A 20785-nucleotide genomic window follows, 5' to 3' on the forward strand; every position below is an offset into this window, starting at 1 on the left:
CTGCCGGGCAATGCCCGGCAGGGCGCGTCGCCGTCGTGCTGTCGTCAGCCGCTGATCGACTGGTGCAGCCCCGGCACGTGCAGGGTGCCGCCGAACTGTCCCGCCTGGATCACCCTCACCTTGGTGAAGTACGCGATCGGCACGTTCAGCGGCGGCGGGTGCTCCGGGTCGAACACGATCGGGATGAGCCCGAACAGGTTGCCCTGGAGCCGCTCCGTGTACATGATCGTCTGACCGCCGCGGATCGTGGAGGTGGAGCCCCTGGCCGCCTCGACGTGGTACCGCTTCCCGGCGGGACCGGCCACGATCTGGTGCAGGTCGCCGATGTCCGTGCCGTCGTCGACGGTGAACTTCAGCGCCTGCTTGACCCGGCCGTCCGGCGTCCGCAGATTGACGACGCCCTTGTAGTCGAGGCCCTTGAGCAGGAGGGACGAGGCCTCCAGCTCCCACGGGTCGTTGGGAATCGGGGCGGGCGGGGTCTCGTACTCGCCAGCGACCTTCTGCTCCACGACGCACGGGAACGGCACCTTGCCGTCCTCGTCCGGGGCCATGGGGTCGGTCGCGTCGGGGGAGGGCTCGGCCTCGGCTCCGGTCTCGGCCCCGGCGTCGGCTTCGGCCTTCTGTTTCGCCCCGTCCGCCTCGTTCGCCTTGTCCGCCTTGTCCGCCTCGTTCAGGGCCTTGTCGGCGGATTCCTTCGCCTTGTCGGCGGCGGAGTCGAGGCCGTCCTGGACGGCGTCGACCGTGTCCTTGACCGGCTTGGTGACCTTGTCGGCGGGTGACTCGTCCGAGCCGTCGTCGTCCTTGGCCGCGTCCTGGGCGCTGGACGATGGCGACGGGGTCGGGGACGCCGCGTCCTCCGCCTGCTCCGTCTCCTTGTCGTCGCCCGGCGTGAAGAAGTCCTTCACGTCCTCGCCGAACTCCTTCAGCGCGTCCCCGACGCCCAGCGGATCGAGCGGGTTCTTTGTCTTGGACGGCGAGGGGTCCGGCTCCCGGTCCGGCTCCGGTTCGGCGCTCTGGCCGCTCGACGCGGAGGGGGTGGGCGAGGGGGTGGGCGCGGCCTTGTCGTCGGCCTTGTCGTCGGACCCGGATCCGGACTCGGCACCGGAGGCCGTCGCGGAAGGCGAGGGCGTCGGTTCCTTGGCGTCCGACGCGCTGTCCGGGGAGCCCTCGGGACCCTTGGCGCCCTCGTCGTCGGTGTTCCCGTTCGCCTTGTTCGCCTTGTCCGCCTTGTCGGCCCGCTCGTCCGCGCCCTCGGCGTCCGCGGTGTCCTCGGCGTCCTTCCCGTCCTCGGCTTCCGCGTCCGGCGCGGTGACGCACGGGCCTTCCCGGAAGGGGTTGTCCGGCTGTGGCTTGGCCTGCGCGAGCGTGGGCGTGAGGCCCATGCCCATCAGTACGGCACTGGGCATGGCGGCCAGGGCGACCGCCTTGCCCGCGGGCATCTGCAACCTCGTCAGCAGGGGCTTCTTGGGGGCCGCGTGCCGCGGTCCGGATATGACCCGTGGCCGGTCGTCCGCCGCGGCGACCCCGTCCGCGGGAGCCCGCACGTCGTCACTCGGCACTGTGCCTCCCGTTCGTTCCGTCGTCGTCAGGGCCCGTCCCCGACGTGTCGTCCGCCGCCGCGCCGGGTACGGCGGCCGTGGCAGGCGCGTTGCTCGCGGTAGGTGTGTCGCTCGCGGCAGCCGCGTCGCTCGTGGCCCGTCGCTCGCCCCCGGACTTGTCCGGCACCCAGGCGACGCCCAGCGCACCGCCGATCACCGCCAGCAGGTACCCGACCACGAAGCCGCCGAAGTTGGAGACGACCAGCGAGACCAGGGCGAGCAGAATCGCCGCGACCCCCGCGAAGACGCGGGACTGCAGCTGGAACCAGAGCGTCAGGCCGAGTACGACCAGCAGCACCCCGATGATCAGGGACCCGGCGCCGGCGGTCGTCGACAGACTGACCGTCACCGCGCCCAGCGGGATGTCGAAGTACGGGAAGTACAAGATCGGGATGCCGCCCAGCAGGGTCAGCAGGCCGCCCCAGAACGGGCGCCGACCGCGCCACCCTCGGAACGATCGGCGCGTCCGGGCGATTCTGCCGCCCAGCCCTTCTCGCACGTCGGCGCTCATGTCGTACAGCTCCTCGGGAAAGGCGTTGGTTCTGTGTGGTGACCCGGTCCGGGCGCGAGGGCGGCTGTGGGCAGTGGCCTGGCCACAGACGTCCCCGCGCCCGGCCGGTCAGCGCGGCGAGTGCCGCGTGGCCGAGTGCCTCAGTAGCACTCGTGCTTGCCCTTCTTGACCTTCATCTTGAGGCCGGAGAGCTTGAAGGTGCCCGCGGTGGTGGCCCACGCGCGCTGCTTGACGTCGGTGAACGTCACCTTCTCCGCCTGCTGGGCGAAAGAGCCGGGGACGTACGCGCCCTGGCCCTCCTTGCCCGGCTTCGACGGGCCCGGACCCTTGGTGGTGGAGTCGATCGAGACACCGATGTCGATGTTCGTGAACGTCGCGTTGGCCGCGAGGTCGTCGGCGTCGATGTAGAGCTTCTTGGCCTCGACCGGGTCGCTGCCCTCGCCGCCGGCCGTGAGGTTCATCGACACGTCGCCGAAGACCGGGACCGGAACCACCACGGACTGGCACAGGTTGGTGATCTTCGCCGTTTCGAGGCCGACCACGGCGACCGGCTTCTTGCCGTCCGTGGTGTTGTCCATCGCCCCGTACTGGACGAAGCCGTCGCCTTCGAGCTTGTCCGCGGTCACCTTGAACTGCTGACCGGAGACGTTGAACGATGCCGCGAGCGCGCCCTGCGAGAGGGCGACGCCTATCGCGGCGGTCGCCGCGACGCTCGGCACCATGACCACGGCGAACCGCTTCCACCTGGTTCCGCCACGAGCCACGGATTCCATGACTTACCTCCTTCTCGGACGTACACCCCGTGCCCTCGCTGAGCCGCCTGCGGCCCAGCCGGGCGGGGGTGGGAGAAGTGCTACGTCCTCGGGAAGGAGAGCGCCCGTATGCCAAGGCGCGCACCGCGCCCGTACCACCGGCGATCACTCCCGAGCGACAACCACTGGCCGCGCCTCACGTCAGACGCACGACCGACCGGGCAGGACCCGCCGACGGCGGTACCCCCCTGCCCTGTTGACCTTCGGCGGCGCCTCAGGCCACTCGGTGGGGACCCATGAACCCCGGTGTCCCGAGCTGGCTGTCGGGCTACCGGTATGGACCGAGCGTGGCTGATCGTGGTGCATTCGCGGCGGCCGCACAAGGGGGTTCGTTACTCGCTGGTAACGGAGCGATAACCATGGCCTGGGCGGCGGGTGTCCGGCAGTACGCAGGGTGGAGCGGAAGCGGGTCATACATCCGGAAATGGCGGGTGGAAACGCACGGTCCGAGCGGGGTGACTTACTCCGAGTAACAGCGACCGCGCCTTACCAAGTTTTGGTAAAGCGCGGTCGCCGTCTCGTCTCTTGTCCGGAATTCCGGCGCGGTCCGAGGAGGTCGGGGCCGCGCCGTTCACCGTCTTGTCAGAACAGCGCTCGGGCGAGCGCCGACCGGGCCGCGGTCACCCGCGGGTCCTCGGCCCCGACCACCTCGAACAGCTCCAGGAGCCGCACCCGCGCGGCGTCCCGATCGTCGCCCGCGGTCCGCTTGACCGTCTCGACGAGCCGCCCGAAGGCGTCCTCCACATGGCCGCCGACCAGGTCCAGGTCCGCGGCGGCGATCTGCGCGGCCACGTCGCCCGGCTTGTCGGCGGCGTCCTTGCGGACCCGCTGCGGGTCCACCCCCTCGACGCGCCGCAGCAGCTCGGCCTGGGCGAGGCCGAGCTTGGCCTCGGTGTTGCCCGGATCGTCGCTGAGCACGTTCTTGTACGCCTGTACCGCGCCGCCGAAGTCGCCCGCGTCCAGGGCCTGTACGGCGGCCTCCAGCGCGGCGTCGTACGGGCCGGGCGCGGCCTGGGCGGCGGGCTCCGCGCCTTCGGCGCCCTCCGCGCCGGGCTCGACGGCGACCCCGGTCAGCCCGAAGCGCTCCTCGCCGACCTGGATCAGCTGGTCCAGCGTCGCCCGGATCTGCTGCTCGGGCGCCACCCCCTGGAAGAGCGGCAGGGCCTGCCCGGCCACCACCGCGAAGACCGCCGGGATCCCCTGGATCCCGAACTGCTGCATCAGCATCTGGTTGGCGTCGACGTCGACCTTCGCCAGTACGAACCGGCCGTTGTACTCGGCCGTCAGGCGCTCAAGTAGCGGCCCGAGCTGCTTGCAGGGCTCGCACCACTCGGCCCAGAAGTCGATGACGACCGGCACCTCGGCGGAACGCTGCAGGACGTCGTTCTCAAATCCGGCCTCGTCGACATCGAATACCAGGCTGGCGGGCGACACCGCGCCGCCGCCGCCCTGCCTGGCCTGTTCGGCGCGCGTCTGCTCCGCCTTCGCCTTGGCCTCCTGGGCCGCCTTCACCGCGCCGAGGTCGACGACTCCGCTCATGGACATGTTCCGTGGCTGCATGGGTACATCCTCCCCCCTTTCGCGCGCGGGAGTGAAAAGCCCCTGCGAACCGGGCTGAACCGTGGCTGCCCGCAGCCTCCCGCCGGTGTGCGGGGCGTACGGGCAGCCCACGATCTGACCTCCCCGAGGCGGACCTCGGAGCGGCGCTGGGTCCCCACCCTGCGCCAGTGGTTGTCGCTCGCCTCACGTCTGAGGTTTCGCTACGGGTCGTAGCGTAACTGCATCGCCCGGCTCGTCGGGGGCCGAGGGTCGTGATCTCCCTCACTACCCATGGGTAACCCGCGCGTGGACACGAGTAACCCGTGGGTAGAGTCGGGCCCATGCCCTACAGCCCGCGCCCCCGCACCGGCCGCCCGCGCCGCGCCGAAGCGGACGCCGCGATCCTGGCGGCGACGCGGGACGCGCTCGTCGAACTGGGCTGGTCGAAGCTGACGATGGGCGACGTGGCCACCCGCGCCAAGGTCGCCAAGACCACGCTGTACCGCCGCTGGGCGAGCAAGAGCGAACTGGTCGTGGACGCCGTGGCGCTGCTCTTCGACGAACTGACCCTGCCCGACCGGGGCAGCCTCGCCGCTGACGTGGAGAGCGTCGTCCTCCAGTTCGCCGCGCTCCTCGACCGGCCGGAGACGAAGACGGCCCTGATGGCGGTGGTCGCCGAGTCGACGAACGACGAGGCCCTGCGCACCCGTATCCGCTCCTCCATCGTCGACCGCCAGAAGCGGCTGGTCCTGGAGGGCCGCGCCCGCGCCCAGGCGCGCGGCGAACTCCCCAGGGAGACCGACGCGGCCACGGCCGCCCGCACCTCGGACCTGATCTTCGACGTGATCGCGGGCGCGGTGGTCCACCGCGCCCTGGTGAGCTCGGAACCCGTGGACGAGTCCTGGGCCCACGACTTCACCCGGCTGATCCTGACCGGCCTGGCCTCGGCGACTCCCTGACCTCGCGGGCTGGGGTGGTGGGTCACCGACCGGGACGTCAACGCCGCACGTAACCTCGTCGCCCTCGCGGCGGCCGTAGCGACTGGTACCGGAGTGGCCGGAGGCCAGGACACCGCCCCGGCGGTGTCGAAGCCTCGTGGAGCCGACCAGAAGACCCGCACCACCCGCCCCCGCCGCAAGGCGGGGACGGGGCGGGCAGGCGGGCGCAGCCCTGCCGTACCAGCGGCAGACGGAAACGAGAGACCGTACCCAAGCCGAGCCCCGCACGCTCTGGTGACGAGACGGACCCTGCTGTCAGGGCCGCCGGACCAACCGGATCAGTGGAAGACGAACGTCGCCGTCACTGACGCCGGGTTGGGGCAGAACCAGCCGCCCTGGTGCAGCGGGATGTCGAGGGCGGCGGTGTAGGTGCGGGTGTCGCCGTCGCGCTGCGCCGAGACGTTCGTCGCCTGGTAGCGGCAGGTCACGCCCCACTTCGTGACCGACACATCCAGCATGTCGGTGTTCGCCGTGCCGTTCGTGTCGTCGAACGTCACGGTCGGGTCGTTGTTGAGCGACGCGGTGGCCCCGCTGGAGCAGCTGAGGTTGCCGCCAGGGGGGTTGATGGTTGAGCGGTCTACCGTCAGTGTGCTGGGAGGAGCGGCACTGGTCACGCCGTCGCTCCAGCTGCACGCGTTGCCTTCGGCGTTGATCGTTCCGTCGAGCAGGCCCGAGGCCGCGGGGGCCGCGCCGGACGGGCTGCTCGTTAACGCGGTGACGGTCAGCGCGCTGAGCAGCACGCCGAGAACCTTCGGTGAGATACGGGACATTGCGCCCACCCTTCCGTGAGTCGCGTGTCGTCGAGTTGATCTACCGGCCGGTAACTGACTAGAAAGTAAGCGTGGACATGACAAACGTCAAGAGGGTTCGACGCGCGGGCTGACGGTGCGGAACGGGCTGAGGGCCCACCGCTGTACGGCGGTGGGCCCTCAGCCTCAGGCGCGGGTCCTAGTTGGCGCCGCCCAGGTGGTGTACCCGGACCATGTTGGTGGTGCCGGGGACGCCGGGGGGCGAGCCAGCGGTGATGATCATGATGTCGCCCGCGCTGTAGCGCTTGAGCTTCAGCAGCTCGGCGTCGACCAGGTCGACCATCGCGTCGGTGTTGTCGGCGTGCGGCACGATCCGGGACTCGACGCCCCAGCTCAGCGTCAGCTGGTTGCGGGTGCTCGGGTCGGTCGTGAAGGCCACGATCGGCTGCTCGGCGCGATAGCGCGACAGCCGCCGCGCGGTGTCGCCGGACTGGGTGAAGGCGACCAGCGCCTTGCCGCCCAGGAAGTCCGCGATCTCGCAGGCCGCGCGCGCCACCGAGCCGCCCTGGGTGCGCGGCTTCTTGCCGGGGACCAGCGGCTGCAGGCCCTTGGACAGCAGCTCCTGCTCCGCCGCCTGGACGATCTTCGACATGGTCTTGACCGTCTCGACCGGGTACGCGCCGACCGAGGACTCGGCGGACAGCATGACCGCGTCCGCGCCGTCCAGGATGGCGTTGGCGACGTCGCTCGCCTCGGCGCGGGTCGGCCGCGAGTTGGTGATCATCGACTCCATCATCTGGGTCGCGACGATCACCGGCTTGGCGTTCCTGCGGCACATCTCCACCAGGCGCTTCTGCACCATCGGGACCTTCTCCAGCGGGTACTCGACCGCCAGGTCGCCGCGGGCCACCATGACCGCGTCGAAGGCCGCGACGACATCGGCCATGTTGGCGACCGCCTGCGGCTTCTCGACCTTGGCGATGACCGGGACCCGGCGGCCCTCCTCGTCCATGACCCGGTGGACGTCCTTGACGTCGTCGGCGTTCCGGACGAAGGACAGCGCCACCATGTCGCAGCCCATCCGCAGCGCGAACCGCAGGTCCTCGACGTCCTTCTCGGACAGCGCGGGCACGTTCACGGCGGCGCCGGGCAGGTTGATGCCCTTGTGGTCGGAGATGACTCCGCCCTCGATGACGATCGTCTTGACCCGCGGGCCGTCGACGTCGGTCACCTTCAGCTCGACGTTGCCGTCGTTGATCAGCACCTGGTCGCCCTTGGCGACATCGCCGGGCAGGCCCTTGTAGGTGGTGCCGCAGATGGACTTGTCGCCCGGAACGTCCTCGGTGGTGATGGTGAACTCGTCACCGCGCACCAGCTCGACGGGGCCTTCGGCGAAGGTCTCCAGGCGGATCTTGGGGCCCTGGAGGTCGGCCAGGACGCCGATGGCGTGGCCGGTGTCGTCGGCCGCCTGGCGGACGCGGTCGTAACGCTCCTGGTGCTCTGCGTGGGACCCGTGGCTGAAGTTGAAGCGGGCCACGTTCATACCGGCCTCGATGAGCGCTTTCAGCTGCTCGTACGAGTCGACGGCGGGGCCCAGTGTGCAGACGATTTTGGAACGGCGCATAAGGCGATCCTATCGGTTTGTTTCAGAGCGGAATATTCCGTCTGGCGGAAGGTCCAAATGGGCGGAGGCGTGCTCAGGTGTGCCCGCACAAGCGGCCGTCCCAGGCGCCGTCCCAGGCGCAGACCCGAGGCCGATCATGCGCTGACCAGGGCATACGCCTGAGCGGCGATCTCCAGTTCCTCATCGGTCGGTACGACGGCCACGGCGACCCTGGCATAGTCCGCCGAGATCAGCCGCGGCGCATCGCCGCGTACCGCGTTGCGCTCCGCGTCCAGCGCCAGGCCCAGCTCCTCCAGACCGGTGACCGCGGCCTGCCGCACCAGGGCGGCGTTCTCGCCGACGCCCGCCGTGAAGGCCACCGCGTCCACGCGGCCGAGCACCGCGTAGTAGGCGCCGATGTACTTCTTCAGGCGGTGGACGTAGACGTCGAAGGCCAGCCGGGCGCGCTCGTCGCCCTCGCCCATCCGGCGGGTGACCTCCCGCATGTCGTTGTCGCCGCAGAGCCCGACCATGCCGCTCTTCTTGTTGAGCAGGGCGTCGATCTCGTCGACGGACATGCCGCCCACGCGCGCGAGGTGGAAGACGACCGCCGGGTCGAGATCCCCGGAGCGGGTCCCCATCACCAGGCCCTCCAGCGGAGTGAGGCCCATCGAGGTGTCCACGCACACGCCGCCGCGTACCGCGGACGCCGACGCGCCGTTGCCCAGGTGCAGCACGATCACGTTGACGTCATCGGGCGCCTTGCCGAGCAGCTTCGCCGTCTCACGTGACACGTACGCGTGCGAGGTGCCGTGGAAGCCGTAGCGCCGTACGCGGTACGCGTCGGCGGTGGCCGCGTCGATCGCGTACCGGGCGGCGTGCTCCGGCATCGTGGTGTGGAACGCGGTGTCGAACACCGCGACCTGGGGGAGGTCGGGGCGCAGCGCGCGGGCCACCTTGATGCCGGTGATGTTCGCCGGGTTGTGCAGTGGGGCGAGGGGCACCAGCCGCTCGATCTCGGCGAGCACCTCGCCGTCGATCACCGTGGGCCTGGTGAACGACTGGCCGCCGTGCACGACCCGGTGGCCGACGGCCGCCAGCTCCGGGGAGTCCAGGCCGAGGCCGTCGGCGGCCAGTTCGTCGGCGACGGCCTTGAGCGCGGCCTCGTGGTCGGCGATCGGACCGTTCAGCTCACGGCTCTCGGCGCTCTCGCCGGTCAGCGGCGTGTGCTGGAGCCGGGAGGTCTCCTCGCCGATCCGCTCGACCAGGCCGACGGCCAGACGTGAACTGTCGCGCATGTCCAGGAGCTGGTACTTCACCGACGAGGAGCCGGAGTTGAGGACGAGGATGCGGGTGGCGGTCGCGGTCATCAGCGGATGGTGCTCTCTTGGGCAGGGGCAGGGGCAGGGGCAGGGGCAGGGGTCTGGGCCTGGATCGCCGTGATGGCGACCGTGTTGACGATGTCCTGGACGAGCGCGCCTCGGGACAGGTCGTTGACCGGCTTGCGCAGGCCCTGGAGCACCGGGCCGACCGCGATCGCGCCGGCCGAACGCTGCACGGCCTTATAGGTGTTGTTGCCGGTGTTGAGATCGGGGAAGACCAGCACCGACGCCTGGCCCGCGACGGGCGAGCCCGGCAGCTTGGTCGCCGCCACGGACGGCTCCACCGCGGCGTCGTACTGGATCGGCCCCTCGATCATCAGGTCCGGGCGGCGGGCCCGCACCAGCTCGGTGGCCTCGCGCACCTTGTCCACGTCGGCGCCCGTGCCCGAGGTCCCGGTCGAGTACGACAACAGCGCGATACGCGGCTCGACCCCGAACCGTGCGGCGGTGGCGGCCGACTGGACGGCGATGTCGGCGAGCTGCTCGGCGTTCGGGTCCGGGTTGACCGCGCAGTCCCCGTACACCAGCACCTTGTCGGCCAGGCACATGAAGAACACCGAGGAGACGATCCCCGCGTCCGGCCGTGTCTTGATGATCTCGAAGGCGGGCCGGATGGTCGCCGCGGTGGAGTGCACCGAGCCGGAGACCATGCCGTCGGCCAGGCCGCTTCGCACCATCAGCGTGCCGAAGTAGTTGACGTCCGCGACGACGTCGTAGGCGAGTTCGACGGTGACGCCCTTGTGGGCCCGCAGCTGGGCGTACTCCTCGGCGAACTTCTGCCGCATCGGCGAGACCGCCGGGTCGATGAGCTGCGCGCGGTCCAGGTCGACGCCGAGGTCGGCGGCCTTCTTGCGGATCGCCTCCACGTCGCCGAGCAGCGTCAGTTCGCACACCCCGCGGCGCAGCAGGACGTCCGCCGCGCGCAGCACCCGCTCCTCGGCGCCCTCGGGCAGCACCACGCGGCGCAGGTCGGAGCGTGCCTGCTCGATCAGCTTGTGCTCGAACATCATCGGGGTGACCCGGTCGCTGCGCGACACCTGGACCCGGCCCAGCAGCTCCGCGCCGTCCACATAGCGCTCGAACAGGCCGAGCGCGGTCTCCGCCTTGCGTGAGGTGGCGGCGTTCAGCTTGCCTTCGAGGGCGAACAGCTCACCCGCGGTGGGGAAGGAGTTCCCGGCCACCGAGAGGACCGGGGTGCCCGGCGCGAGCCGCGCGGCCAGGCGCAGGATCTCCGGGCTGGGCCGCTCGCCCAGCGTGAGCAGGACGCCCGCGATGGGCGGCGTACCGGCGCTGTGCGCGGCGAGCGCGCCCACCACCAGATCGGCCCGGTCGCCGGGGGTGACCACCAGCGATCCGGGCGTCAGGGCGTTCAGGAAGTTCGGCAGCATGGCGCCGCCGAAGACGAAGTCCAGCGCGTCCCTGGCCAGTCCGGCGTCGTCGCCGAGCAGCACCGTGGCGCCCAGCGCGTGGCTGATCTGCGCGACCGTGGGCGCGGCGAGCGCGGGCTCGTCGGGCAGGACGTAGCAGGGCACCGGCAGGCGGGCGCCCAGCCGCTCGGCTATCTCCGCGCGGTCGTCGGGCGCGACCCGGTTCACGGCCAGCGCGAGTACGTCGCAGCCGAGCCCCTCGTACGCGCGGAAGGCGTTACGGGCCTCCGCGCGCACCGCGTCGGAGTCCTGCGCCTTGCCGCCGACGACCGGGAGCACCCAGGCGCCGAACTCGTTGGCGAGCCGGGCGTTGAGCGCCAGTTCGTCGGCGAGCTGGCTGTCGGCGTAGTCGGTGCCGAGTACCAGCACCACCTCGTAGGCGTGTGCCACTTCGTGGAAGCGGTCCACCAGCCGGGAGACGAGCTCGTCGGTTCCCTTCTCCGCGTGCAGCGTGGCGGCGTCGGCGTAGGACATCCCGAAGGCGGACGAGGCCTCCTGCCCGAGCCGGTAGCGGGCCCGCAGCAGGTCGAACAGCCGGTCGGGGCCGTCGTGGACGAGTGGGCGGAAGACGCCCACCCGGTCGACCTGGCGGGTCAGGAGTTCCATGACTCCCAGCTCGATGACCTGGCGGCCGTCGCCCCGGTCGATCCCGGTCACGTACACGCTGCGCGTCACGCGTGCTCTCCGTTTCCTCTTCGTCGTCTCGAAGTCGTCTCGAACGCAGAAAGAGCCCGTTATGGCGGGCTTGCCCTCTTGACAATACTCCGGCGGATCGATAGAGCGCCCGCTGGGTAAAGGGCCTCATGCTACCGGTCGGGTGACTCCATTAGGGTCCCTTCGGGCGGAGCGGGGGAAGCGGCAGGCGATGACGGCCCGTGGAACAATCGGTACCCGGCTCACGTGTACGACTAGCGAGCAGGAGACTTGGCACGATGCGTATCGGCGTTCTCACCGCGGGCGGCGACTGCCCTGGACTCAACGCAGTGATCCGGTCGGTCGTGCACCGCGCCGTCGCGGCCCACGGTGACCAGGTCATCGGCTTCGAGGATGGATACAAGGGCCTGCTCGACGGCCACTACCGGCCGCTCGACCTGACCGCCGTGAGCGGCATTCTGGCGCGTGGCGGCACGATTCTCGGTTCGACCCGGCTGGAGAAGGGCCGCCTCCAGGAGGCCGTGGCCAACGCTCCCGAGCTCACCAAGCGGCTCGGCATCGACGCGCTCATCCCGATCGGCGGCGAGGGCACGCTGACCGCCGCCCGGATGCTCTCGGACGCCGGGATGCCGGTCGTCGGCGTGCCGAAGACCATCGACAACGACATTTCGTCCACGGACCGCACCTTCGGCTTCGACACCGCGGTCGGTGTGGCCACCGAGGCGATGGACCGCCTCAAGACGACCGCCGAGTCGCACCAGCGGGTGATGGTCGTCGAGGTGATGGGGCGGCACGCGGGCTGGATCGCCCTGGAGTCCGGCATGGCGGGCGGCGCGCACGGCATCTGCCTGCCGGAGCGGCCGTTCGACCCCGCCGACCTCTGCAAGATGGTGGAGGAACGGTTCGCCCGTGGCAAGAAGTTCGCGGTCATCTGCGTCGCCGAGGGCGCGCACCCGGCCGAGGGCACCATGGACTACGGCAGGGGCGAGGTCGACCAGTACGGCCATGAGCGCTTCAAGGGCATCGGCACCGCGCTCGCCCACGAGCTGGAGCACCGCCTCGGCAAGGAGGCCAAGCCGGTCATCCTCGGCCATGTCCAGCGCGGCGGCACCCCCACCGCGTACGACAGGGTCCTCGCCACCCGGTTCGGCTGGCACGCCGTCGAGGCCGCGCACCGCGGAGAGTTCGGCAGGATGACCGCGCTGCGGGGCACGGACGTCGAGATGGTGCCGCTCGCGGAGGCGGTCACCTCGCTCAAGACGGTGCCGGAGAGCCGGATGGCCGAGGCCGAGTCGGTGTTCTGAGGGGCGCGTCGGCGGCCCTCAGGTCCGGCCCCGCGCGGCCTCAGGCCCGGTGTCGGGGACCGGGGCCGCCCAGGTGGCCCGGATCGGCCGGTTCGACCCGTGCCCAGAAGTGGTCCAGGACCCGTTCCAGGAACTCCCGGCCCGCCGCCTCGCCGGACGCGCTGCCGCCGCCCCAGCTGAGGGTGCCGACCATCAGCGCCTGGTAGTCCTCGTGCAGCCGCTCCAGCGCGGCGTCCAGCCGGGACCGCTCCAGCGGCAGCAGCTTGGCGATCGGGCGCGTGTACGCCTGCCAGCGCGTGGTCACCGTGCCGCGCAGCATCTCCGTCAGCCGCTCGTCGAGGCCGGTGACTGTGGCGAACTCCCGCACCGAGAGCCCGAGCGTCTCGGCCAGGGCCTTCGCCTGCCGCTCGTTGCCCCGCCACTTCCCGGTCTTCTCCATCCGCAGATACGCGTCGACGCCGACGCCGACCGCGTGGGCCACGTCCTCGGGGGCGAGCCCGCGCGCCAGCCGGTGCTCCCGCAGTGTGGTCGCCGCGCCCATCAGCTCGGCGGGCGCGCACCACAGGGCGCCCGCGAGCGCGGTCAGCTCGGTGGCGTTCGGTGCGGCCTGGCCGCGCTCCCAGGCCTCGATGGTGTCGGCGGTGATATGCGTCAGCCCGTACGAGGCGTACATGCCGTACGCGACGTGGCCGGGCGCCATGCCGAGCGACTGGCGCAGCCTGCGGGCGGCGAGGGCGTTGAACGGGGGAGCGGGCTGGATCTGGTGCACGCGCACACGCTAGGGGGGCGGGGGCGCGCCGACTACGGTGCGTTCCGCCAGGATCACCACTTAGAGAAACCTACGAAGATTGTTACCAGCGAGTCACTCTCCGCTCATTCTTGCACCGTGCCGCCCTCCGGGGAACGGCCGAGGCGGGCGGCGAGTTCCGTCGCGCGCTCGACCGGGACCCCGGCCGAGATCAGGGCCGCCGCCGCCGCGGACTCGCCCGCCCGGTCGGCCGGGAGCGCGCCGTCGTTGACCGCCTCCATCAGGCCGAACAGCAGCTGCTCATGGACGTACGCCAGGGCGTCGGCGGGCAGCGGGGACTGGAACACCCCCGCCTCCAGGCCCTGGCGCAGCAGCCGGGTCAGGTTCTCGCGGACCGGCGCGAGGCGCTGCCTGATGCCCGCCATGGTCACGCTGCGCTGGGCGAGCGCGACGAGCAGCCGGTAGCGGTCGGCGATCGGCCAGACCGCGAGGGTGCGGCGGGCCAGCTCCTCGGCGGGGTCCGCGGCGTCCGGGTGCTCCCGTTCCTGGGAGGCCGCGACCGCTTCGACGGCGCTGTCGGTGAGCGCGCTGATCAGCGCGTCCCGGCTCGGGAAGTGGCCGTAGACCGTACGGCGGACGACTCCCGCCGCCTTGGCGATCTGGTCCATCGACGCGTCGGGGTCGCGCAGCAGCTCGGTGAAGGCGACGTCCAGGATGCGGCGGCGGTTGGCGTCCGCGCGGCCGGTCGCGGTCGCGCGCGATCCGGGCGAGGTCGCGCGCGTGGGGCCGGTCGCGGGCGTCGGTGCCGTGGTCATGCCGTCCATTCTGCACAGTCACCCAGATTTGCACAGCCGTGTGCAATAACGTAACTTGCACATGACTGTGTAGTTGCACATATCTGTGCAGATTCCTGAGGGAAGGCGGCCCCGGATGCGCCTCGTCATCGACGAGCCGGTGGAGAAGATGGACGGGCCCTACGCCCGTCGCTGGTGGGCACTGGGCGTGCTCTGCCTGAGTCTGTTGATCATCGTCATGGCCAACACGGCGCTCACCGTCGCGGCCCCCGACATGACCCAGGACCTCGGCCTCACCAGCTCCGACCTGCAATGGGTCATCGACGGCTACACCGTCCCGTACGCGGCCCTGATGCTGCTGCTCGGCGCGGTCGGCGACAAGTACAGCCGCCGCGGCGCGCTCATACTCGGTCTGCTCGTGTTCGGCGGCGGCGCCGTCGCGGGCTCGCTCGTGGACAGCTCGGGCGGCGTCATCGCCGCCCGTGCCGTGATGGGCGTCGGCGCCGCCATGATCATGCCCGCCACGCTCTCGCTGCTCGCCGCGACCTTCCCGCGTGCCGAGCGGGCCAAGGCGATCGTGATGTGGACGGCCACCGCCGGTCTGGCGATCGCGGCCGGGCCGCTGGTCGCCGGGATGCTCCTGGAGAGCCACGGCTGGGCCTCGACGTTCCTGATCAACGTGCCCGTCGCGGTCGTCGCGATCGTCGGCACGCTCACCCTCGTACCGCCGTCCAAGGCCGCCCGGCACGGCAGCATCGACTACGTCGGCGGCCTGCTGTCCGTCGTCTGGGTCGGTGCGCTGATCTACATGATCATCGACGGGCCGCACTTCGGCTGGGGTGCGGGCGCCATCGGCGCGGCCGTCGTCGCGGGCGTCGCCCTCGTCCTCTTCGTGGTCTGGGAGCTGCGCCACCCGCACCCCGTACTCGACGTGCGCCGCTTCCTGAACCGCGGCTTCGCCGGATCCAACCTCGCCGTCGCGCTCTTCTTCCTCGCGGTCTTCGGCGCGTTCTACTACCTCACCCAGCACCTGCAGTTCGTGCTCGGCTACAACCCGCTGGAGACCGGCGTACGGATGCTGCCGCTGGCGGGCGCGGTCTTCGTGGGCTCCGCGCTGACCGGGTACCTCACGCCGCGCATCGGCATGAGGATCACCGTCACGGCCGGGATGGTCGGCGGAACGGCGGCGCTCGCGCTGCTCACCCAGATCGACGGCGGCTCGTCGTACGGCGACTTCCTCGCCCCGCTGATGATCCTCGGCCTGGCCATCGGGCTGGCCCTGTCGCCCTGCACCGACGCGATCATGGGGGCCTTCCCGGAGTCCGAGCTGGGCGTCGGCGGCGCGGTCAACGACACGTCGATCGAGCTGGGCGGCTCGCTCGGCATCGCCGTACTCGGCTCCGTACTGGCGAGCACGTACTCGGCGAACCTCTCCGACGCGGCAAAGGCGTCGGCGGCGTCGGGCGTCGAGCTCCCGGCCGACGCGCTGGCCACCGCGCAGGACTCGGTGGGCGCCGGGTACGCGGTGGCGCAGGCCATCGGCGAGCAGGCCAAGGAGGCCGCGGCGAAGGCGGCCCAGGCGGGCACCCCGGAGCAGGCCGCGCAGCTCACCGGCAAGGCCGAGCAGCTCGCGGACGGGGCGCGGCAGATGGCCGACTCGGTGGGCGCGGCGTTCAGCGACTCGGTGGCGCACACCAGCCTGGTCGGCGCGGTGATCCTGGGCGTGGGGACGGTGCTGGTGGCGGTGCTGCTGCCACGGCGTCGGGCTGGCGCGGCGACGGACGAGGCGACCGGGCACGCGGCCGCGGCCGAGCCCGGCTCCGCGTCCGGCTCCGAGGCGGACTCCCCGGCGGCGTCCGGGTCCGCGCCCGAGACCGAAGCGAAGCCGGAGACGGAGGCCGCGTCCGCCTAGGCCTCTGCCTCGCGGACGCGTGCGTCCGGTGGCCGTCACCGCGGCGTGACCGTGTCCGAGTCCGCCCGCGTGCCTCGCGCACGCGGGCGGACTCGGCCGCACGGGTCGGTGAGCCCCCGCAGCCGCGTCATCCGCCGTGGGGCGGGCGGCGGTTAGCCGGAGGGGCGGTCTCGGATAATGGGATTGCCGCAGGTCGGTCCGGTCGGATAAGAAGCTTGCATGTTGAGGGGTAACACGATCGGGCTGCGGGCCCGGCACGACGACGACATCCCGGTCCTGCGAACCGAGCTCTACGACGACGTGGTCAACTCCGCGCGAGCCGAGGGCGGGCCATGGAAGCCGATCACACCCGGCTCGAAGGACCCGCGGCTCGTCGTGGACGACACGAATCCGGGAAGCGCCCAGTTCTCCGTGGTGGAGCTGGACGGCGGCACGCTGATCGGCACCGCGACACTGTGGGGCATCGACCACCACAACCGGTGCGCGCACATCGGCCTCGGGCTGCTGCCGTCCGCGCGCGGCAAGGGCTACGGCACCGACGTCGTCGCGACGCTGTGCCACTACGGTTTCGTCGTGCGCGGCCTCCAGCGCCTGCAGATCGAGACGCTGGCCGACAACGCCGCGATGCTGCGCTCCGCCGAGCGCAACGGCTTCGTGCGCGAGGGCGTGCTGCGCTCGTCGGCCTGGGTGCTGGGCGAGTTCCTGGACGAGGTCGTACTCGGGCTCCTCGCCCAGGACTGGAAGCCGGACGGGACGACTCCCGCGTAAGGGCTCAGTGTCCCCCGCGCGGTTTGGTGCAGCCGCCTTCCATGTACGGGCCGTGCGGGGTGACTTCGAGGGTGGGCCTCACCTTGCCGGTGAGGCAGGGGCCCGTTTCGGGGATGCTGAGGGTGAAGCCGAGGGTCGTGCCGTAACTGCTGACCTCGGTGCTGTCCTTGGGGTAGGAGAGCTTCTCCAGGGCGGCGCGCAGGCCCTGTTCGTCGCGCACACCGGGCCCGGCGGACAGGGCCTTCGTGATGCGCTCGGCGTGCGCCCGGCCTCGGCATCGGGCGTCCGGACCGAGCGGCATGGCCTGTTTGAACGCGTTGTTCTCGACGTGCTTGGACGCCCAGGGGTCCAAGGTCTCCCGGATCGCCGACCGGGTGGGCGAGGGGCTCGGGGCGCTGTCCGCACAGCGGGCGGCCACGTCCTGGAAGTCCGGTGACGGCGTCGCGTCCGGTCCGGCCGTGCCCGGTCCGGTCGCGTCCGGTGGGGCGGCGGCCCGGTCGGCGCCGCTTTCCGTGCCGCAGCCGGTTATGGCGAACAGGGCGGCGGCTGCGGCGACGGCGGCCAGTAGCGGGCGTTTCACGGTAGGGCTCCGTTCGGAGGGAGGAGGCGGCGGCGGGCGGGTGGCTTCGTTGATTATCGCCCGGCCCGGTCGCGCGCTGGCCTTGACGTCCGCGTCAAGGATTACCGTCGCGGGCATGCGCATCGGTGAGCTGGCTGAGCGGGCCGGGACGACCACGCGGACTCTGCGGTACTACGAGTCGCGGGGGCTGCTGACCGCCCGGCGGACGGGCAATGGCTATCGGACGTACGACGAGGAGGATCTGCGGCTGCTGCGGCAGATCCAGGCCCTTCAGGACTTCGGGTTCGAGCTGGAGGAGACCCGGCCGTTCGTGGAGTGTCTGCGCGCGGGGCATCCGCAGGGCGATACGTGTCCGGACTCGCTCGCCGTCTATCGGCGCAAGCTTGAGGAGCTTGACGCGCTGATCGGACAGCTGCGGGGCGTACGGGCCCAGGTAGGCGCCCAGTTGGCGCGGGCCGAGCGGGCGCGGGCTCAGGAACGGGTTCAAGCGGTTCAGGCGCGGGTTCAGGCGCGGGACGCGCTGGCCGCCGACGCGGCGGTTCCGGGAGGTCCGGAGCCGCGCTGCGAACTGGATGGGGAGTGGGACAGTGGGAGCGATACCTGAGGGCGTGTCGGTGGTCACCGACGCGGACTTCGCGGGCGAGGTGCTGGGGGCCGAACGCCCCGTGCTGGTCGAGTTCACGGCCGAGTGGTGCGGGCCGTGCCGACAGCTCGCGCCCGTACTGAGCGCCGTAGCGGGGGAGGAGCGCGAGCGGCTCAAGGTCGTCTCGGTGGACGTGGACGCCAGTCCGGAGACGACGGTGGCGTACGGGGTGCTCGGGACGCCCACGCTGATGGTCTTCCGGGGCGGCGAACCGGTGAAGTCGATGGTGGGCGCGCGGCCCAAGCGCAAGCTGCTCACCGAACTGGAGGACGTCCTCTGACGTTGCCCGGAATTTACGGTGAATACCCAGGACGTTTGACGTCCTGGGTATTCCTCGGGGTATATTTGGTGTTTCTCTGCAAATAGAGAAAGGCCCCGCAAAGGGGGCCAACTGAAAACACCGTATCCCACGAGGAGTCGAATTGTCAACCGGGGACTCTGCTGAATTGCGGGACGAGCAGCAATTCATCGACCACCTCTACGACCGCCTCGACGCGCTCCGCGCCGAGGCCCAGACGCAGGCACACCGGGCTCTGGCCCAGGTAGGACGCGGGCTCCAGGCCCGGCTTGAGCGGGATGTGGTCGCGGAGGAGCGGAGCCGGGCGGTCGTCGAGCTGGACGGTGTCGAGTCCGGGCTCTGCTTCGGGCGCATTGACTTCGCGGACGCGCCCGACGGGGCCGCGCCCCACCATCACATCGGGCGTATCGGAATCCGCGCCGACGACCCGGAGCGAACGCCCTTGCTCATCGACTGGCGGGCGCCCGTCGCCCGGCCGTTCTATCTCGCCACCGGTCATACGCCTATGGGGCTGCGGCGACGTCGGCACCTCACCACCGACGGGCGTACGGTCACCGCGCTGCACGACGAGATCCTGGATGTCTCGGACACCAGCCGTACCGGGTTCGAGGACCACAACGGCGACGACGTGCTCCTCGCCGCCGTCAACGCCGCCCGCACCGGGCGGATGGGCGACATCGTGCAGACCATCCAGGCCGAGCAGGACCGGATCATCCGCGCCCCGCACCAGGGCGTCATGGTCGTCGAGGGCGGTCCCGGCACCGGGAAGACCGCCGTGGCGCTGCACCGTGCCGCGTATCTGCTGTACGCGCACCGCGAGGTGCTCGCCAAGCGCGCGGTGCTCATCGTCGGGCCGAACCCGGCGTTCCTGGGCTATATCGGCGAGGTCCTGCCCTCGCTGGGGGAGACCGGGGTGCTGCTCGCGACCCTGGGCGAGCTGTTCCCCGGCGTGCGGGCGGACGGTGCCGAGACGCCCGACGCGGCCGCCGTGAAGGGGCGCGCGGGCATGGCCGACGTCATCGCCGCCGTGGTGCGGGCGCGGCAGGCCGTCCCGGACCCGGTCCTGGAGATCGACCACGAGGGATACGGGACGCTGTTCCTTGAGCGGGGCATGGCCGAGGACGCCCGCGCCCACGCCCGCGCGCAGCGGCTCCCGCACAACCTGGCCCGCCCGTACTTCGCGTTCCAGCTCATCGACGCGCTGACCGACCAGCTGGCCGAGCGGATCGGCGCCGACCCCTTCGGCGGGCCGAACCTGCTGGGGCCCGACGACATCGCCCAGTTGGGCAAGGAGATCGCCACCAGCGCCGAGGTGCACTCCGCGATCGACTCGCTGTGGCCGTCGCTCACCCCGCAGCAGCTCATCGCCGACTTCCTCGCGGACCCGCAGGGGTATCTGCCGGACGCCGACGCGAAGGCGATCCAGCGGGATCGCGGCGCCGCGTGGACCTCCGCCGACGTCCCGCTGCTCGACGAGGCCGCCGAGCTGCTCGGGGTGGACGACTCCGCCGCGCGCGCCGCCGAGGAGGCCGAGCGGGAGCGGCGCATCGAGTACGCCCAGGGGGTGCTCGACGTCTCGTACGCCTCCCGTACCTACGAGTTCGAGGACAAGGAGGAGAAGGACGACGACGCGTCCGAGGTGCTGCTCGCACACGACATCATCGACGCCGAGCGGATGGCCGAGCGGCAGGAGGAGGCCGACCACCGCAGCGCCGCCGAGCGTGCGGCGGCGGACCGTACCTGGGCGTTCGGGCACATCATCGTGGACGAGGCGCAGGAACTGTCGCCGATGGCCTGGCGGCTGCTGATGCGGCGGGTCCCGACCCGGTCCATGACCCTCGTCGGGGATCCCGCGCAGACCGGGGACGAGGCGGGCTGCGGGGCGTGGGAGGACATCCTCGCGCCGTATGTCGACGACCGGTGGGAGCTGGTGCGGCTCGGCGTCAACTACCGGACCCCGGCGGAGGTGATGGAGCTGGCGGCGGGCGTGCTGCGGGCGCGCAACCCGGAGTTCGAGCCGCCGCGGTCGGTGCGGGCGACGGGGGTGCGGCCCTGGGTCCGGGGCGTCGACGCCGTGTCCGCCCTGCCGGGCGCGGTGGCGGACGCGGTCGCCCGCGACCTCCCCGACGAGGGGCGGCTCGCGGTGATCGCCCCGCGTGAGCTGCACGAGGCGCTGGCCGCGCGGCTGGACGGGGTGACGGCCGGGGGCGCGCCCGACCTGACGCGGCGGGTGGTGCTGCTCGACGCGCGGCAGGCCAAGGGGCTTGAGTTCGACGCGGTGGTGGTCGTCGAGCCCGGAGCGCTCAAGACCAGCGACCTGTACGTCGCGTTGACCCGTGCCACGCAGACCCTGGGGGTGCTGTACAGCGGTTCGCTGCCGGTGGGGCTGGATCTCAGCCCGTCCGGCGTTTGAGGACGAGCCCGAGGGCGATCAGGGGCAGGGCGATCAGCGGACCAGGGGTGGA

Annotated in this window: 18 protein-coding genes; 7 read left to right on the plus strand and 11 right to left on the minus strand. The window is 71.5% G+C overall.

Annotation, left to right across the window (positions count from 1 at the left end; all coding sequences use genetic code 11):
- Positions 1 to 44 precede the first annotated feature (44 nt).
- From ACX6XY_RS07435 to ACX6XY_RS07450, 4 genes are all read right to left on the minus strand, one after another.
- Positions 45 to 1559 carry a hypothetical protein gene (locus ACX6XY_RS07435; RefSeq protein WP_460327732.1) on the minus strand — a complete coding sequence of 505 codons (1515 nt, stop codon included), beginning with the start codon at positions 1557 to 1559 and terminating at the stop codon, positions 45 to 47.
- On the minus strand, positions 1549 to 2109 hold the full coding sequence (locus ACX6XY_RS07440) for a DUF6114 domain-containing protein (RefSeq protein ID WP_460327733.1): 561 nt from the start codon (positions 2107 to 2109) through the stop codon (positions 1549 to 1551). Before ACX6XY_RS07440 ends, ACX6XY_RS07435 begins: the two co-directional genes overlap by 11 nt.
- 140 nt (positions 2110 to 2249) lie before the next feature.
- Positions 2250 to 2882 (minus strand): DUF6230 family protein, encoded by a 633-nt coding sequence (locus ACX6XY_RS07445; protein ID WP_460327734.1) that lies wholly within the window; start codon positions 2880 to 2882, stop codon positions 2250 to 2252.
- A gap of 621 nt (positions 2883 to 3503) precedes the next feature.
- On the minus strand, positions 3504 to 4481 hold the full coding sequence (locus tag ACX6XY_RS07450; protein ID WP_460327735.1) for a tetratricopeptide repeat protein: 978 nt from the start codon (positions 4479 to 4481) through the stop codon (positions 3504 to 3506).
- Positions 4482 to 4801: 320 nt separating this feature from the next.
- Between ACX6XY_RS07450 and ACX6XY_RS07455 the strand changes: the two genes are divergently transcribed.
- Positions 4802 to 5419, plus strand: a complete 618-nt coding sequence (locus ACX6XY_RS07455; RefSeq protein WP_460327736.1) for a TetR/AcrR family transcriptional regulator — start codon at positions 4802 to 4804, stop codon at positions 5417 to 5419.
- A 317-nt stretch (positions 5420 to 5736) separates the two neighbouring features.
- Here the strand turns inward: ACX6XY_RS07455 and ACX6XY_RS07460 are convergent, their stop codons facing one another.
- The 4 genes from ACX6XY_RS07460 to pta all read right to left on the minus strand — a co-directional run bounded on the left by ACX6XY_RS07460 (position 5737) and on the right by pta (position 11294).
- Positions 5737 to 6228, minus strand: a complete 492-nt coding sequence (locus ACX6XY_RS07460) for a hypothetical protein (RefSeq protein WP_460327737.1) — start codon at positions 6226 to 6228, stop codon at positions 5737 to 5739.
- Positions 6229 to 6406: 178 nt separating this feature from the next.
- Positions 6407 to 7831 carry a pyruvate kinase gene (gene pyk / locus ACX6XY_RS07465; RefSeq protein WP_460327738.1) on the minus strand — a complete coding sequence of 475 codons (1425 nt, stop codon included), beginning with the start codon at positions 7829 to 7831 and terminating at the stop codon, positions 6407 to 6409.
- A 134-nt stretch (positions 7832 to 7965) separates the two neighbouring features.
- Complete coding sequence (locus ACX6XY_RS07470) at positions 7966 to 9180, minus strand: acetate kinase (RefSeq protein ID WP_460327739.1); 1215 nt, start codon at positions 9178 to 9180, stop codon at positions 7966 to 7968.
- Positions 9180 to 11294: a phosphate acetyltransferase gene (gene pta / locus ACX6XY_RS07475; RefSeq protein ID WP_460327740.1), complete on the minus strand. Its 2115-nt coding sequence runs from the start codon at positions 11292 to 11294 to the stop codon at positions 9180 to 9182. The genes ACX6XY_RS07470 and pta overlap by 1 nt, the downstream gene beginning before the upstream one ends.
- Before the next feature lie 257 nt (positions 11295 to 11551).
- On the opposite strand from pta, the gene ACX6XY_RS07480 reads away from it, so the two are divergent.
- The gene (locus ACX6XY_RS07480) at positions 11552 to 12577 is read left to right on the plus strand and encodes an ATP-dependent 6-phosphofructokinase (RefSeq protein WP_460327741.1); all 1026 of its coding nucleotides are present in this window, start codon (positions 11552 to 11554) and stop codon (positions 12575 to 12577) included.
- 40 nt (positions 12578 to 12617) lie between these two features.
- Here the strand turns inward: ACX6XY_RS07480 and ACX6XY_RS07485 are convergent, their stop codons facing one another.
- Together ACX6XY_RS07485 and ACX6XY_RS07490 are read right to left on the minus strand one after the other, a co-directional pair.
- Positions 12618 to 13352: a helix-turn-helix domain-containing protein gene (locus ACX6XY_RS07485; protein ID WP_460327742.1), complete on the minus strand. Its 735-nt coding sequence runs from the start codon at positions 13350 to 13352 to the stop codon at positions 12618 to 12620.
- A 98-nt stretch (positions 13353 to 13450) separates the two neighbouring features.
- Complete coding sequence (locus ACX6XY_RS07490) at positions 13451 to 14140, minus strand: TetR/AcrR family transcriptional regulator (protein WP_460327744.1); 690 nt, start codon at positions 14138 to 14140, stop codon at positions 13451 to 13453.
- A gap of 115 nt (positions 14141 to 14255) precedes the next feature.
- Between ACX6XY_RS07490 and ACX6XY_RS07495 the strand changes: the two genes are divergently transcribed.
- Positions 14256 to 16031, plus strand: a complete 1776-nt coding sequence (locus ACX6XY_RS07495; RefSeq protein ID WP_460327745.1) for an MFS transporter — start codon at positions 14256 to 14258, stop codon at positions 16029 to 16031.
- Positions 16032 to 16250: 219 nt separating this feature from the next.
- Complete coding sequence (locus ACX6XY_RS07500; protein ID WP_460327746.1) at positions 16251 to 16799, plus strand: GNAT family N-acetyltransferase; 549 nt, start codon at positions 16251 to 16253, stop codon at positions 16797 to 16799.
- Positions 16800 to 16803: 4 nt separating this feature from the next.
- Here ACX6XY_RS07500 and ACX6XY_RS07505 read toward each other — a convergent pair whose 3' ends face one another.
- Complete coding sequence (locus ACX6XY_RS07505; protein WP_460327747.1) at positions 16804 to 17379, minus strand: hypothetical protein; 576 nt, start codon at positions 17377 to 17379, stop codon at positions 16804 to 16806.
- A 115-nt stretch (positions 17380 to 17494) separates the two neighbouring features.
- Between ACX6XY_RS07505 and ACX6XY_RS07510 the strand changes: the two genes are divergently transcribed.
- The 3 genes from ACX6XY_RS07510 (at position 17495) to ACX6XY_RS07520 (ending at position 20733) form a co-directional block, all read left to right on the plus strand.
- Entirely contained in the window at positions 17495 to 17983 is a 489-nt protein-coding gene (locus tag ACX6XY_RS07510) for a MerR family transcriptional regulator (RefSeq protein ID WP_460327749.1), read from the plus strand.
- Positions 17967 to 18302: a thioredoxin family protein gene (locus tag ACX6XY_RS07515; protein WP_460327750.1), complete on the plus strand. Its 336-nt coding sequence runs from the start codon at positions 17967 to 17969 to the stop codon at positions 18300 to 18302. The genes ACX6XY_RS07510 and ACX6XY_RS07515 overlap by 17 nt, the downstream gene beginning before the upstream one ends.
- A 166-nt stretch (positions 18303 to 18468) precedes the next feature.
- Positions 18469 to 20733, plus strand: a complete 2265-nt coding sequence (locus ACX6XY_RS07520) for a HelD family protein (RefSeq protein ID WP_460327751.1) — start codon at positions 18469 to 18471, stop codon at positions 20731 to 20733.
- Positions 20734 to 20785 lie beyond the last annotated feature (52 nt).

The organism is Streptomyces sp. O3, from assembly GCF_054788135.1.